The 14,769-nt window shown below is 31.9% G+C and carries 18 protein-coding genes and 5 tRNA genes; 19 read left to right on the top strand and 4 right to left on the bottom strand.

The features are described from left to right. Positions 1-2 precede the first annotated feature (2 nt). From AC5SL8_RS03590 to AC5SL8_RS03570, 5 genes are read left to right on the top strand one after another with little or no spacing between them, the layout of a single operon-like run. Positions 3-257: a hypothetical protein gene (locus AC5SL8_RS03590; protein WP_494579040.1), complete on the top strand. Its 255-nt coding sequence runs from the start codon at positions 3-5 to the stop codon at positions 255-257. Positions 258-280: 23 nt separating this feature from the next. Continuing rightward, a complete protein-coding gene (locus AC5SL8_RS03585; protein WP_494579039.1) occupies positions 281-793 on the top strand; it encodes a type IV pilin protein in 513 nt (170 codons plus the stop codon). Beyond that, positions 786-1,295, top strand: a complete 510-nt coding sequence (locus tag AC5SL8_RS03580) for a type IV pilin protein (RefSeq protein WP_494579037.1) — start codon at positions 786-788, stop codon at positions 1,293-1,295. The genes AC5SL8_RS03585 and AC5SL8_RS03580 overlap by 8 nt, the downstream gene beginning before the upstream one ends. Continuing rightward, positions 1,292-1,810, top strand: a complete 519-nt coding sequence (locus AC5SL8_RS03575) for a type IV pilin protein (protein ID WP_494579036.1) — start codon at positions 1,292-1,294, stop codon at positions 1,808-1,810. The genes AC5SL8_RS03580 and AC5SL8_RS03575 overlap by 4 nt, the downstream gene beginning before the upstream one ends. After that, positions 1,811-2,311, top strand: coding sequence for a type IV pilin protein (locus AC5SL8_RS03570; RefSeq protein ID WP_494579034.1), 501 nt, complete (start codon positions 1,811-1,813; stop codon positions 2,309-2,311). It begins immediately after the preceding gene. A 101-nt stretch (positions 2,312-2,412) separates the two neighbouring features. Here the strand turns inward: AC5SL8_RS03570 and AC5SL8_RS03565 are convergent. Then, positions 2,413-2,522 (bottom strand) — tRNA-Thr (locus AC5SL8_RS03565). A 32-nt stretch (positions 2,523-2,554) separates the two neighbouring features. On the opposite strand from AC5SL8_RS03565, the gene AC5SL8_RS03560 reads away from it, so the two are divergent. From AC5SL8_RS03560 to AC5SL8_RS03550, 3 genes are read left to right on the top strand one after another with little or no spacing between them, the layout of a single operon-like run. Next, complete coding sequence (locus tag AC5SL8_RS03560) at positions 2,555-3,064, top strand: type IV pilin protein (RefSeq protein WP_494579032.1); 510 nt, start codon at positions 2,555-2,557, stop codon at positions 3,062-3,064. 6 nt (positions 3,065-3,070) lie between these two features. Next, positions 3,071-3,571, top strand: a complete 501-nt coding sequence (locus AC5SL8_RS03555; RefSeq protein ID WP_494579030.1) for a prepilin-type N-terminal cleavage/methylation domain-containing protein — start codon at positions 3,071-3,073, stop codon at positions 3,569-3,571. Continuing rightward, positions 3,568-4,041: a type IV pilin protein gene (locus tag AC5SL8_RS03550; protein ID WP_494579029.1), complete on the top strand. Its 474-nt coding sequence runs from the start codon at positions 3,568-3,570 to the stop codon at positions 4,039-4,041. Before AC5SL8_RS03555 ends, AC5SL8_RS03550 begins: the two co-directional genes overlap by 4 nt. A gap of 114 nt (positions 4,042-4,155) precedes the next feature. Here AC5SL8_RS03550 and AC5SL8_RS03545 read toward each other — a convergent pair. The 3 genes from AC5SL8_RS03545 to rlmB form a co-directional block, all read right to left on the bottom strand. Next, positions 4,156-4,231: transfer RNA gene (locus AC5SL8_RS03545), tRNA-Thr, on the bottom strand. Between the two features lie 33 nt (positions 4,232-4,264). Further along, positions 4,265-5,341 carry a glycosyltransferase family 4 protein gene (locus AC5SL8_RS03540; protein ID WP_494579027.1) on the bottom strand — a complete coding sequence of 359 codons (1,077 nt, stop codon included), beginning with the start codon at positions 5,339-5,341 and terminating at the stop codon, positions 4,265-4,267. A gap of 123 nt (positions 5,342-5,464) precedes the next feature. Continuing rightward, the gene (gene rlmB, locus AC5SL8_RS03535) at positions 5,465-6,211 is read right to left on the bottom strand and encodes a 23S rRNA (guanosine(2251)-2'-O)-methyltransferase RlmB (protein WP_494579025.1); all 747 of its coding nucleotides are present in this window, start codon (positions 6,209-6,211) and stop codon (positions 5,465-5,467) included. Positions 6,212-6,341: 130 nt separating this feature from the next. On the opposite strand from rlmB, the gene AC5SL8_RS03530 reads away from it, so the two are divergent. From AC5SL8_RS03530 to rpoB, 11 genes are all read left to right on the top strand, one after another. Next, a tRNA-Tyr gene (locus AC5SL8_RS03530) sits at positions 6,342-6,427 on the top strand. Positions 6,428-6,473: 46 nt separating this feature from the next. After that, a tRNA-Gly gene (locus AC5SL8_RS03525) sits at positions 6,474-6,547 on the top strand. Positions 6,548-6,593: 46 nt separating this feature from the next. Then, positions 6,594-7,784, top strand: a complete 1,191-nt coding sequence (gene tuf, locus AC5SL8_RS03520) for an elongation factor Tu (protein ID WP_494579023.1) — start codon at positions 6,594-6,596, stop codon at positions 7,782-7,784. A gap of 7 nt (positions 7,785-7,791) precedes the next feature. After that, positions 7,792-7,867 (top strand) — tRNA-Trp (locus AC5SL8_RS03515). Between the two features lie 18 nt (positions 7,868-7,885). Further along, complete coding sequence (secE, locus tag AC5SL8_RS03510) at positions 7,886-8,077, top strand: preprotein translocase subunit SecE (protein ID WP_006996799.1); 192 nt, start codon at positions 7,886-7,888, stop codon at positions 8,075-8,077. Further along, on the top strand, positions 8,077-8,607 hold the full coding sequence (gene nusG, locus AC5SL8_RS03505) for a transcription termination/antitermination protein NusG (RefSeq protein ID WP_494573592.1): 531 nt from the start codon (positions 8,077-8,079) through the stop codon (positions 8,605-8,607). Before secE ends, nusG begins: the two co-directional genes overlap by 1 nt. After that, positions 8,607-9,032 carry a 50S ribosomal protein L11 gene (gene rplK, locus AC5SL8_RS03500; protein WP_494579021.1) on the top strand — a complete coding sequence of 142 codons (426 nt, stop codon included), beginning with the start codon at positions 8,607-8,609 and terminating at the stop codon, positions 9,030-9,032. The genes nusG and rplK overlap by 1 nt, the downstream gene beginning before the upstream one ends. Then, entirely contained in the window at positions 9,032-9,721 is a 690-nt protein-coding gene (rplA, locus tag AC5SL8_RS03495) for a 50S ribosomal protein L1 (RefSeq protein WP_494579019.1), read from the top strand. Before rplK ends, rplA begins: the two co-directional genes overlap by 1 nt. A gap of 5 nt (positions 9,722-9,726) precedes the next feature. Next, on the top strand, positions 9,727-10,233 hold the full coding sequence (rplJ, locus tag AC5SL8_RS03490; RefSeq protein ID WP_494573776.1) for a 50S ribosomal protein L10: 507 nt from the start codon (positions 9,727-9,729) through the stop codon (positions 10,231-10,233). A gap of 20 nt (positions 10,234-10,253) precedes the next feature. Continuing rightward, positions 10,254-10,619 (top strand): 50S ribosomal protein L7/L12, encoded by a 366-nt coding sequence (gene rplL / locus AC5SL8_RS03485; RefSeq protein WP_494579018.1) that lies wholly within the window; start codon positions 10,254-10,256, stop codon positions 10,617-10,619. A gap of 57 nt (positions 10,620-10,676) precedes the next feature. Then, positions 10,677-14,768, top strand: a complete 4,092-nt coding sequence (gene rpoB / locus AC5SL8_RS03480; protein ID WP_494579016.1) for a DNA-directed RNA polymerase subunit beta — start codon at positions 10,677-10,679, stop codon at positions 14,766-14,768. Position 14,769: the final 1 nt, after the last annotated feature.

The following is a 14,769-nucleotide window of genomic DNA, read 5'->3' as shown; positions in this document are numbered from 1 at the left end:
AAATGAAAAAAATTTTAGGGATCGTAGTTCTGGGTTTGTTGTTAAGTGGGAATGCTTATGCAGATTGGTTAGTTATCGTAAAAAATGAAATTGATAAAAATGTTTTTATAAAAAGAACTAAATCCACAGAAGAGAATGCAATTAATTTAGCGTTAGAAGGCTGTCATGTTTTGTACAGGCATAGAGAAGATATTACAAATCAAGAAAAACTTAATCTTAAGAGTGCTTGTTATGTTGATAAAATTATAGAACAATAGCAAGATAATTTGAGTTTTAATATATGAACAAAAAAGCCTTCACCCTAATAGAACTCCTAGTCGTTGTAGCCATCATCGGTATCCTCGCTGCTGTAGGAGTAGTTGCTTATAATGGGTATACGAGTGCTGCAAAAGTTTCTGCAACAAAAGCAAATCATAAAATGATTACTAAAATGATTGGTGCTAAAGGAATTCAATGTAGTATGGGAGGAGATATCGAATATACTAACGTTAATGGTACAGTAAAAACTATGAGCTGTCCGGTTTCGATAGAAAATTTTATTGGATATATGAATCAAACCATTTACGGACTTAAATTATCCAGTCCCTATGGCACCCCTAATCCGTCATGGTGTAGATTAAACGTAACAAATTGTTCACCACCAGGATATATGTCTGCTTGCCCAAGTAATCCAGATCAATTAGGTTATTTGAGTGTTTTTAAGGTAAGCACAAATCAAATTAAAGTATGTAGTAATTTAGAGTATAAAAATGGATCTATAGTTTATCTTGAGGATAGTGTTTTCTATGAATAAAGCTTTCACCCTAATAGAACTCCTAGTCGTTGTAGCCATCATCGGGATACTAGCTGCAGTAGGGGTTGTTGCTTATAATGGGTATACAGCAAGTGCAAAAAAAAATGCTACAAAAAACCAACACAAAACTATAGTCAAATTTATGCAATCTGAGATTATGAAATGTTCGATAGGTGAACAGGTTATTTTAAAACAAAAATCAGGTGGCAACGTAATAAATCAATCTGATTTATGCCCAACTATTAATAATATTACTTCTGGTAACAATAGTTATAACGTGCTTTCAGCATTTGATTATCACTTTAAAGCTATAGATTTTAAAAATATTTATGAACCACAAAATAATGCAACAAGCACATGCAGTGTAAAGGGGACAACTGTTTATCATAATAATGGTAAAGGAGGAGGAACTTGTTTGCATAGAGATACTAATGACGAGATAGTTGTTGGAACCAACATAGCACCTGGTGAAACTGTAATTACAAAATTTAAAGTACAATGAAAACTAAAGCCTTCACCCTAATAGAACTTCTAGTCGTTGTAGCAATCATTGGTATTTTAGCTGCAGTAGGTGTTGTTGCTTATAATGGGTATACGGCGAGTGCAAAGGCAAGTGCTACAAAAGCTAATTTCAAGATGATGCAAAAATATATGACTGCAGAAGTTACAAAATGCGATCTTGGAGAAACTTCAATTATGAAAAGAGATAATGGATCTAGTGTTAACTGTTCAGGTATAACTTATGGAAAAATTATTCCACATTTACAGCAATTATTTAATACAGATAAAAAATTGATTAGTGTTTATACGAATTTAACTTATGTAAGAAACACTGGACCTTCTACAAATTCTAGTAGTATTGGCTCTATTCATTTAAATGGAATATCACATGACAAAACTTTTAATCCTGGGGCCACGCCAGCTCTAGACAATAATGATATAAGAATAACTTCGTGTTTTAAAGAACCTTGTAGCAGTTCAGAAAATAATTTATCCTATGTTATCAATATCGATTAAATGAACCACAAAGCTTTCACCCTAATAGAGCTCCTAGTCGTTGTAGCCATCATCGGTATCCTCGCTGCAGTAGGAGTGGTTGCTTATAATGGGTATACGGCTAGTGCAAAAAAAAATTCAATTAAGCAAAATTTTAAAATGGTTGTAAAGTATGCATCAGCTGAAATTATGAAGTGTGAAATTGGTGAAGAATATATATTTGTAAATTCTGGAAAATATCAAATTAAATGTGCAGTTATTCACGATGCTTGGAGGGTTGGTGGTGCAATGACATCAGATCCTAGTCTTAAATTTTTAAATCCAATAGATAACGGAGTTTGGAATAGAGACAGACAAATAGCATTAAGAGGTGATACATATTATGGCTCACCTATACCAGATAATATGGTTGGTTATATTTTTATATGGGGAACTTCTTATCCTCTGCCTATGAGATCTTGTTTTGCAACACCTTGTAATAATAATGATAATGTTTTGACGGCTGAAATAAATTCTCAATAAACGACGACTTGATTTGACGACAATCTGACGACAATCTGACAACACTTATTGTCGTAAGAATAATTTTTACATAAGTAATTTTAATGAGAAAGTAAGTGAAGTGGTGCCCCCGCACGGAGTCGAACCGCGGACCTATTGATTACAAATCAAGACTCAATTCTTAAATAAACATTTGTTTGCAACAATAATCCTAAATTATTTTTGACTTGGCAACAATCTGGCAACAGTGGTAGTGTTTAATTTATGAAGCGAAATGGTTTCACCCTAATAGAACTCTTAGTCGTAGTAGCCATCATCGGTATTCTAGTTGCAGTAGGTGTGGTTGCTTATAATGGGTATACAAAAAGTGCAAAGTCATCCACTGTAAAAACTTCTTGTAAAAATGTTGAAAAATTTATTAGACTTGAAACTACAAAGTGCAGTGCTGGATTGACTGATTGGATTTTTGGTCAAAAAAATAGTATTTTTTTTCAATGTCCTCTAAGTGATCCGCAGTATAATCAAGAGGGCCGTATAGCTAAAAATGCTTTCATGAATTATGTTGGTTACTCAAAATGTTCCTTTTGCACAATGAAAAATCCATTTAAACAAAACAATTCAATGATGGCCTTTAATAATTGGGGAACTCTTAACGATAATCATCTAGGTTATATATTTATTAGTGATAATAATACGGGAATTGATCTTTATTGTTGTCACTCAACGCCCTGTAAGGATACTACAAATCATAGTAGGTTAAATATTATACCGTAATATGTAATGAACCGTAAAGCTTTCACCCTAATAGAACTCTTAGTCGTAGTAGCCATCATTGGTATCCTCGCAGCTGTTGGTGTTGTTGCTTATAATGGGTATACGGGGGCTGCAAAGGTTAATGCTGTAAAAGTAATGCATAAAAATGCAGTTAAATATATTACGCACGAAGTAAAGATGTGTGATTTAGGTGAACCTACTCGTATGGAAGGTAGAATGTCATGTGCATCGCCTGCAAGGATGATTGGAAATATTCCTAGCGCAACCGTAGCTTATTTTTCAAATGAAATAAATGTATATGATAATAGGTATAATGCCTATGTTAGTAGGGGAAATGCTACATCAAATAATATTAACACACATGTTACAAGTGACGGAAATATTGGATCAATATATATAAATTCTGTAAATCCAAATTTTATATCTAAAATTCTAGTATCATCTTGTAATAAAACTCCATGCACTGATGCCAATAATAGGATGGATGATTATATTTCAGTAGAATGAAAACCAAAGCCTTCACTCTAATAGAGCTCCTAGTCGTAGTAGCCATCATCGGTATTCTTGCTGCTGTAGGAGTAGTTGCTTATAATGGGTATACGGGTAGTGCAAAAGCTAATGCTGTTAAAGCAATGCATAATAATGTTGTTAAGTATATGTCAGCAGAATTAATGAAATGTGAAATTGGTGAAACAAGAGCTATGAATGGTAATTTAGATTGTTCTTGGATTCCATCTACAACGCCTAATGCAATTGTTAAAGAATTTTCAGATGAAAAAAATGTATATGATCAAAGATACAATGCATACAGCCATAATATAAATAATATTGATTACAAGCTTGATGCAAGTGTCGGATATATCTTTTTCATATTTACTAATGCTTCTAAATCAATTTTAATACAATCTTGTATTAAGACACCTTGTGCGAATAGCTCTAATAGAATTGATAACACTATAGACTCTCATTTTCGATAAATTATGACTACTTGATTGGTCTACAAAAGTGGTAGCACTATGGTAGCAATCATTGTTACCAAATTACTTATTTTGAGTTTTGCAAAAATAATAAACGTTGATTTAGTTGAGTGATGGTGCCCCCGCACGGAGTCGAACCGCGGACCTATTGATTACAAATCAATTGCTCTACCAGCTGAGCTACAAGGGCATAGGTGATTTCTATTAAGAAATCTTAGACTAATCAAGATATTTTTCTATATAGCTGTTCAGTTTCATTCGAACATTTTTTCCAACTATATCTATCAATCTTTTTTATGCCTTTTTTTTTTAAATCCAACAGTAATTGATCATCAAAAATTAATTTTTCCATTTTAAAACTTATTGATTCTATATCTGTTGGGTCAAAAAATATTGCTGCATCATTTACTATTTCTGAAAAACTACCTATATCACTGCAAATGACTGGACACCCCATATTCATTGCTTCTAAAAGTGGCATACCAAACCCTTCGTATAGCGATGGAAAAATAAATATTCGAGCATTTTGGTAAAAATAATTTAAATCAAGTTCATCTCCTTCAAAATGATGAATTTGATCTCTATTTATTGAAAGATTCTTAAAAAAATCTTCCTCTGTTTTTAAAAACTTCCCTCCTCCAAAACAAACAAAGTCAAAATTTAATTTAAGTCTACTTGATCTTGCATAAGATTTAATTGCATTATCAAAGTTTTTGTATCTTTCTCTTGATCCTACATAAAGTATAAAGGGTCTTATGTTTAATGATCTTTCTCTAACATCTTTATTTTTATTTACACCGTGATGAACAACTGAAATTTTAGAAGCATCTATATTGTATTCTTGTTGAAGGTCTTTTTTTGTGTTGTCAGAAACACAAATAATTTGATCAATTTTTTCAAACAATTTTTTCTTATATTTAATTTGATCTTGATATTGTTCAGGATAAAATTTCTCTTTTATCAAATCGTGTTCTGTAATTACTGTTTTCGCTTTTGAGTTATAAAAATTTTTTTCATTAAAATAACTTAAATGTATTATATCTGGTTTTTTTGTTCTTAATTTATAATTAAAATAAATTTTATTAACTTTATTAATATATTTTATGAAAGGACCAACCTTGTTATAAAAAATTATTTTTTCTGCAAATTTACAATCTTTTAGATAATAATTTTTATAAAATGGTGAAATAATTAGAGGGTCAACTTGGTCTGAAAAATTTTCAACTAAATTTACAGTGTATTTTGACACACCGCCAAAATTTTGAAGTGTAAATATTGAATAATCAAAAAAAACTTTCATATTTAATTTTAGCAGATTTTATTATCTATTACTTTAATTATTAGCATCTATTAAGTCTTCTGGATTATCAATTGTTAGCCTTAAATCTTTTCTAAACAAATTTTTTGAATCATTATACTTTGATTATTTCAAATTTTTTTTTAAATAACTTAAATAATGAAAAACAATGGCCGCACTATTTGAGATATTTAAGCTTTCTACATCCTTATTTATATCAATCTTAACAAAAAAATCTGTGTACTTTCCAGTGTGCTCTCTCATGCCAAATCCCTCAGAACCAAATAAAAGAACATTTTTTCCTTCCCACTTTATATCTGTGAAGTCTTTTTCTCCTCTTGCATCAAAACCATAAACCCAAAAATTTTTTTCCCTCAAGTTTTTTAGTGTGGAATTTATATTTGCCACTTCAAAAATATTGATATGCTCCATACAACCACTTGCAGCTTTATACATAAGCTTACTATCTGATGGAAATTGTCTTTCTTTAACAATTAATCCATCAATATTAAATGAAGCAGCACTTCTAATTAATGAACCAATATTTCTTGGGTCTGTTACCTCATCAATACAAACAAATGTTAAGTTATTTTTTCCTTTTACAAACTCTTTTAAGTCAGGTTGATCAATATGCTCTACTTCTGCTACGTATCCACCGTGCATAATTTGATCTTTAGAAGTGTATTTATCTAGTTCTTTTTTTGATTTGAAATAAACCTTAACATCTTCAAGGACATTTTTTTTTGGATTTTTTCTGTGAATATTTTTTTTACTTTCTTCTGTTAAAAATACTTTTAAAACCTTCCTTTTAGGGTTTCTTAATGCTTCAATTACAGCATGTTGACCAACGATTAAAAAAGATGATTTATTCATAAAATTAGTTTGTTTTATACGTTTTTTCCTCCATTTTCACAGTAAATCTCGTGTTGCAATTGCATAATAAAAATATATAAAACGCCTGTTGTTTGAAGCTTTATTGAACAAGGGGACACTTCCCCAAAAAGGAGGGGTTCCAGAGCGGTCAAATGGGGCGGGCTGTAAACCCGTTGACTTCGGTCTTCGAAAGTTCGAATCTTTCCCCCTCCACCATTCAATAAAATTTTTTATGACAATGGAGTGTTATTCTTGATGTTGTGCGGGTGTAGTTCAATGGTAGAACGCTAGCCTTCCAAGCTGGATGTAAGAGTTCGATTCTCTTTACCCGCTCCAAGAAAAAAAGAAATTATTAATAAAACTAAACTGAGGTAAAAAAGTAATGTCAAAAGAAAAGTTTGTAAGAAATAAACCACACTGTAACATTGGTACAATTGGTCATGTCGACCATGGTAAAACAACATTAACAGCTGCTATCACAATTACATTAGCAGCAACTGGTGGAGCAAAAGCGGTTGCTTACGATCAGATTGATAAAGCCCCTGAAGAAAAAGAAAGAGGAATTACAATCTCAACTGCTCACGTTGAATACGAAACTGAAAAAAGACATTACGCACACGTTGATTGCCCAGGTCACGCTGACTATGTAAAAAATATGATTACAGGTGCAGCCCAAATGGATGGAGCTATCCTAGTAGTTAATGCTGCTGATGGTCCTATGCCTCAAACAAGGGAGCATATTCTTTTAGGAAGACAAGTTGGTATTCCAGCAATTGTTGTTTACTTAAATAAAGTAGACCAAGTTGATGATAAAGAAATGATTGAACTTGTTGAAGAAGAAATCAGAGAACTTCTAACTTCATACAAATATCCTGGTGACAAGACTCCTATTGTTAAAGGTTCTGCATTAGCTGCTGTTGAAGGTAGAGATGAAGAAATTGGAAAAAATTCTATTTTAGAATTAATGAAAGCTGTTGATGATTTTATTCCACAGCCAGCAAGAGAAGTTGACAAACCTTTCTTGATGCCAGTTGAGGACGTATTCTCAATTTCTGGAAGAGGAACAGTTGTTACTGGAAGAGTAGAGACAGGTGTTGTAAAAACTGGTGAAGAAATTGAAATCGTTGGTATTAGAGATACCAAAAAATCAGTTTGTACTGGAGTTGAAATGTTTAGAAAACTTTTAGATTCAGGTGAGGCAGGTGATAACATCGGCGTACTTTTAAGAGGTGTTGAAAGAACTGATGTTGAAAGAGGTCAAGTTCTTTGTAAACCTGGTTCAGTTACTCCTCACACTAAATTTGAGGCCCAGGCTTATGTACTTAAAAAAGATGAAGGTGGAAGACACACTCCATTCTTTACTAAATACAGACCTCAGTTTTACTTTAGAACAACAGATGTAACTGGAGAAGTTACATTACCAGCAGGAACTGAAATGGTTATGCCAGGTGATGATGCTAAGTTCACTGTTACATTAATTACTCCAATTGCGATGAGTGAAAAATTAAACTTCGCTATTCGTGAAGGTGGTAGAACAGTTGGAGCTGGAGTAGTAACTAAAATTATAGAGTAAACTCTATAGGAGTGTAGCTCAATTGGTAGAGCGCCGGTCTCCAAAACCGGAGGCTGAGGGTTCGAGTCCCTCCGCTCCTGCCAATAAGTGTATAGTATATTATGAAAAACCCGATAAAATTTATACAGGAAGTAAAACAAGAAGCCTTTAAGGTTTCTTGGCCAACAGGAAAAGAGACTATGCAAGGTGCTTTAATGGTATTTGCAATGGCTGTTATTATGTCTTTGTTTTTTTTACTTCTTGATCAAGTTCTTAAATTTTTATTGGAAGCTTTACTGAAGGTAAGTATTTAATGAAAAATTGGTATATTGTTCAATCACACTCAAATTTTGAAAATAAGGTTGCCGGACTGATAAAAGAGGAGGCTGAAAAAGCTAAAATCTCAGATAAAATTGAGGAAATTGTTGTACCAACTCATGATGTAACAGAAGTTAAAAGAGGAAAGAGAATTCAAAGAAAAAAGAAATATTTTCCTGGTTACGTACTAATTAAAAGTGAGATGGACAATGATCTTTATCATTTAATTAAAAATCTGAAGAGAGTAAGTGGATTTTTAGGTTCAAAAGGCATTCCAGTACCTGTTTCAGATAAAGAAATAGAAAAAATATTAGGACAAATAAAAGATGGTGTAGCACAGCCAAAATCTGGTATAGAGTATGCCATTGGTGAAAAAGTTCAGGTTGTTGACGGTCCTTTTGCATCATTCAGTGGCATGGTTGAAGACATCGATGAAGAAAAATCAAGACTTAAAGTTTCTGTGTCGATATTTGGAAGACCAACACCCGTTGATTTAGAATATAACCAAGTTGAGAAAGTAAGTTAATGGCTAAAGAGATAAGTGGATATATAAAATTGCAAATAATGGGTGGACAAGCTAACCCAGCTCCACCAGTTGGTCCTGCATTAGGACAACGGGGCATTAATATAATGGAATTCTGTAAAGCATTTAATGATAAGACAAAAGCGTTTGCTGGAAAACCAATCCCAGTTATCATTACTGTATATAAAGATAAAAAATTTGATTTTGAAATTAAATCACCACCAGCTTCACATTTTATAAAAGAAGCAGCTAAACTTAAAGGTGGATCTAAAGAACCAGGAAGAAGTATAGCTGGTTCAATTACAAAAAAACAAGCAGAAGAAATTGCAACACAAAAAATGAAAGATCTTAATGCGCACGACCTAGACCAAGCTGTAAAGATTATTGCTGGTTCTGCAAGATCTATGGGAATTGAGGTTAAAGACTAATGGTATCAAAAAGATTCAAACAATTACCAAAAGAAACTAAAAATTTGCCAGCTGATGCAATTGAAAGTTTATTATCTATAATTAAAAAAAATTGTACAACTAAATTTGATGAGTCAATTGATTTAAGTTTTCAAGTTAACAATAAGCAAAAAAAAGGCGAGGTAAATATTAGAACTGTTGTTAATTTACCAGGTGGAACAGGAAAAAAAGTAAAAGTTGCTGTTGTCTGTGAAGATGCAAAAGCTAAAGAAGCAAAAGATGCAGGTGCCGACATAGTTGGCAGTGATGAATTTATAGAAAAAATTAAATCAGGTGAATTAGATTTTGAAAAACTTATCTGTACGCCAGGGATGATGATTAAGCTCTCAAAGTTAGGTAAAGTTTTAGGACCCAAAGGTTTAATGCCTAATCCTAAATTAGGTTCAGTTTCAGACAACATCAAGCAAGCTGTAACTGATGCAAAATCAGGTCAAGCTGAAATTAGAAATGATAAAGATGGTAATATTGGTGTTAGCATTGGAAAAAAATCTTTTCATGATGATCAGTTATTGAAAAATTATCATGCAATTTTAGACACTTTAGAAAAAGAAAAAGGAAATCTTACTTTAAAAGGTGATTTAGTTAAAAATACCTTTGTAACATCAACTATGGGTGTGTCATACAAAGTCAAATTAGGAAAAGCTATATAGTTATGATGAACAAGGAACAAAAAAAGAATTATATAAGTGAAATGGAAACTCAGTTTCAAAATAATGAAGCTGTTATGGTTACTCATTATCAAGGTTTAACAATGTCTCAATTAGATGAGTTAAGAGCTCAAATGAGAGAACATGGAATAAAATTTAAAATTACTAAAAACAGAATTACTAAGTTGGCAATTGAAAAAACCAAATGTAAAGATCTTGCTAATTTATTTACAGGAGCTACTGCTGTAGCTTTTTCTAACGATGCTATTATCTCGGCTAGAATATTATCCAAATTTGCGAAAACTAATGAAAATCTAAAACTTTTAGGTGGAATAATGGGCAATGATGTTTTGGACCAAGCTGGAGTTCAAAATGTAGCTAATTTACCAACATTAGATGAAGCTAGAGCAAATATAGTAGGCATTCTAGCAACACCAGCATCAAAATTTGTAAGTATTTTACTTGCACGTTCTGAAAAAATGAGTAGTTTGTCCCCAGAAAATTCTGAAAAATAACCTAAAGAAGTATAAAAATTATGCCTGATCTAAATAAAATTATAGAAGATTTATCAAGTTTAACTGTAGTTGAAGCAGCTGAACTTTCAAAACAACTTGAAGAAAAATGGGGTGTTACAGCTATGGCTGCAGCAGCACCGGCAGCAGCAGCAGGTGGAGCAGCTGAAGAAGCAAAAGATGATTTTACAATTATGTTGGTTTCTGCAGGAGATAAAAAAATTAATGTTATTAAAGAAGTGAGAGCAGCAACATCTTTAGGTCTTAAAGAAGCAAAAGATCTAGTTGAAGGTGCACCGAAAGAAGTTAAATCGGGTGTAAACAAAAAAGATGCTGAAGAGATCAAAGCTAAATTGGAAGCAGCTGGCGCAAAAGTAGAACTTAAATAATTTAATTAGAAAGAACTTAATTGCTGGTTAATTTAATTAACTAGTAACTGATTATAAATGCAATTATCTTTTACTGAAAAGAAAAATGTAAGAAAAAGCTTTGGTAAGTTAGCTGAGACTTTATCTATACCCAACTTAATTGAAGTTCAAAAAAATTCATACAAACAATTAACTGACTTTGACTCAGATGCAGGAGATCTGACAAAAGGTTTTGATAGAGTCTTTAAAGGCATTTTTCCAATTGAAGACCTTAATGATAAAGCTACTTTAGAATATGTATCTTATAGATTAGAAAAACCAAAATTTGATACCGAAGAATGTATACAAAGAGGTTTGTCTTTTACCTCTGCACTTAAATGTACTTTAAGACTTGTTGTTTATGAAATAGATCAAGAAAATAACACTAAAGATATTTTATCAGCAAAAGAACAAGAAGTTTACATGGGAGAAGTTCCAATGATGACTGATAGTGGTACTTTTATTACTAACGGTGTTCAAAGGGTAGTAGTCAACCAAATGCATAGAAGTCCAGGTGTATTTTTTGATCATGATAAGGGAAAGTCTCATGCAAGTGGTAAACTTCTTTTTAATTGTAGAGTTATACCAAATAGAGGCTCATGGTTAGATCTTGAGTATGATGTAAAAGACTTTTTATATTTTAAAATTGATAGAAAGAAGAAAATTTTTGTATCAACTTTATTAATGGCCCTAGGTTTTACTAAAACTGAAATTGCTGATGAATTTTATGATAAAGAAACTTACACATTTGATCCTAAAACAAATAAATGGAAAACAAAATTTAATCCAGAAAACTATAAAGCTAAAAATTTTTCAGAAGAAGTTATAGATGCAAAAAATGGCAATGTTGTTATTAAACTAGGTGATAAAATTAATTTTTTAACTGCAAAAAAACTTGCTAAGGATGGTTTAAAAGACATTTTAGTTTCACAAGAGTCACTTTATGGAAAATATCTTCATAAAGAAATTGTTGTTAGCGACAACGAGGAAGAAGGTACTTTTGGAATTGGAACTGAGCTAAATGATACAATCATTAAACAAATCTTAGAAGCGAACATCAATTCAATTGACATTTCTATAACTAATTCAATTAATAAAGGCCCTTACTTACTAACAACAATTTTGAATGATAAAAATAATAACAAAAATGATGCTATTACTGAAATTTATAAAGTTTTAAGACCAGGTGAACCACCGACAATTGAAATAGCTACTCAAATTTTTAATAACTTATTTTTCAGTTCAGATAGATACGATCTTTCTGATGTAGGAAGAGTAAAAATGAATTCTAGATTAAATTTAGAATGTTCTGACAAAATTACAATTTTAAGAAATGACGATATTATAGCTATAGTTCATAAAATGTTAGATCTTCGTGATGGTAAAGATGAAGTTGATGATATTGACCATCTTGGAAATAGAAGAGTTAGGTCTGTTGGAGAACTTGTAGAAAATCAAGCTCGTATTGGTGTTTACAGAATGGAAAGAGCTATAAAGGAAAAAATGACAACTCTTGATATTGAGTCTGCAATGCCTCAAGATTTAATTAATGCTAAACCTCTAACAGTTTCTTTAAAAGATTTTTTTGTTAGTTCTCAACTTTCACAGTTTATGGATCAAACCAATCCTTTATCTGAAATTACTCATAAAAGAAGAGTATCAGCTTTAGGACCTGGTGGTTTAACTAGAGAAAGAGCTGGCTTTGAAGTGCGTGACGTACACCCAACACATTATGGAAGAATTTGTCCAATTGAAACGCCTGAAGGGCCAAACATTGGGTTGATTAATAGTTTATCTACTTATGCAAAAATTAATAAATATGGTTTCATTGAAAGCCCGTACAAAAAAGTTAAAAACGGAGTTGTAGAAGATAAAGTGGAATATTTATCTGCAATGGAAGAAACTAAATATACTATTGCTCAAGCCAACACTAAATTAGATAAGAATGGAAAAATTATAGAAGACCTAGTTTCTTGTAGAGAAAACTTAAACTTTATTTTATCAAGACCTGAGAATATTGATTATATAGATGTATCTCCAAAACAACTAGTCTCAGTTGCAGCATCATTAATTCCTTTTTTAGAAAATGATGATGCAAACAGAGCTCTAATGGGATCTAACATGATGAGACAGGCAGTACCTTTATTAAAACCTGAATCACCATTAGTTGGAACCGGTATAGAAAGGGATGTTGCTTTAGATTCAGGAGTAACAATTGTTGCTAAACGAGATGGTACAGTTGATAAAATTGATGGTAAAAGAATTGTTATCAAAGCAACAGAGGAGACTGATTTTACTAAGTCTGGTGTAGACATTTATAATCTTCAAAAATTTAAAAGATCTAATCAAAATACATGTATTAACCAAAAACCTTTAGTTAGAGTTGGTGATAAAGTTAAATCTGGAGATATAATTGCTGATGGGCCATCTACTAAGCTAGGTGAATTAGCATTAGGTAAAAATGTTACTGTAGCATTTATGCCATGGCAAGGTTACAATTTTGAAGACTCTATTTTAATTTCAGAAAGATGTGTAACAGACGATGTGTTCACATCAGTACATATAGTTGAGTATGAAGTTATGGCTAGAGATACTAAATTAGGTGAAGAAGAAATTACTAGAGATATACCAAATGTTAATGAAGAAGCTTTAAAAAATCTTGATGAGTCAGGAATAGTTTATATTGGTGCAGAAGTTAAAGCGGGAGACATTCTTGTTGGTAAAGTTACACCAAAAGGAGACTCAGCTTCTGGTCCAGAAGAGAAATTATTAAGATCAATTTTTGGTGAAAAAGCAATCGATGTCACAGATACCTCATTAAGAATGTCTAGAGGAAGTAGCGGTACTATTGTTGATGTTAGAGTTTTCAACAGACATGGAATTGAAAAAGATGAAAGATCAATTACAATTGAGAGAGCTGAAATCGAAACTGTACAGCAAGATAAAATTGTTGAAGAAGAAATTCTAGAGAGAAGTATTAAGCAAAGAGCAAATCAAATCTTATCTGGTTTATCTTTAACTAAAAAAATTAAAGATTTAGAAGTTGGAACGAAATTAGATCTCGAGACAATCAACAAAATTAGCATAAATGATATTTTCAAAATAACAGTAGGAAATGTCAATGATGAAGCAAGTCTTGCTCAACTAAAAGATCAATACAATAAGGCAAAACAATCAATTTTAGAAAGATTTGAAGATAAAGTTTTAAAAATTAGAAGTGGTGATGATTTACTACCAAGTGTAATGAAAATGGTAAAAGTTTTTGTTGCTATTAAAAGAAGATTGAGACCTGGAGATAAAATGTCGGGTAGGCACGGAAACAAAGGTGTTGTTAGTAAAATTGTTCCAGTTGAAGATATGCCTTACAGAGAAGATGGTAGACCAGTTGATATTGTTTTAAATCCATTAGGTGTTCCAAGTCGTATGAATGTTGGTCAAATTTTAGAAACTCACCTTGGTTGGGCATGTAAAGAATTTGGTGAAGAAGTTAAAAGATTAGTTAATGAAAATAATAAAAAATTTGAAAAAACAGAAAAGATTTCTTCATTTTTAAAGTCTGTTTATGGAAATGATGTTTTTGATGGTGCTATCGACAAATTAAATAAAACGGAATTTAGTGATTTATGTGAAAATCTTCAAAATGGTATAGCTATATCAACACCGGTTTTTGATGGTGCTAAAGAAAATGATGTTTCTGAAATGCTTAATTTAGCAAAACTACCAACATCTGGACAAACTAATTTATGGGATGGAAGAACAGGAGAAATGTTTGATAGACCAGTGACTGTTGGAATAATTTACATGTTAAAACTTCATCACTTAGTTGAAGACAAGATACATGCTAGATCTACTGGACCTTACAGTCTTGTTACCCAGCAACCTTTAGGTGGTAAAGCTCAACTTGGTGGCCAAAGATTTGGTGAGATGGAGGTATGGGCTCTTGAAGCTTATGGAGCATCTTATACTTTACAAGAAATTTTAACTGTTAAGTCAGACGATGTAGCGGGTAGAGTTAAAGTTTATGAAACAATAGTTAAAGGTGAAGAAAATTTTGAATCTGGAATACCGGAGTCATTCAACGTATTGGTAAAAGAAATAAAATCATTAGCACTAAACATTGAGTTAAATTAAG

It is taken from the genome of Candidatus Pelagibacter sp. PS_41, assembly GCF_059417725.1.
Note: the sequence above shows the minus strand (reverse complement) of the source record. Positions and strands in the feature narration are given on the sequence as shown.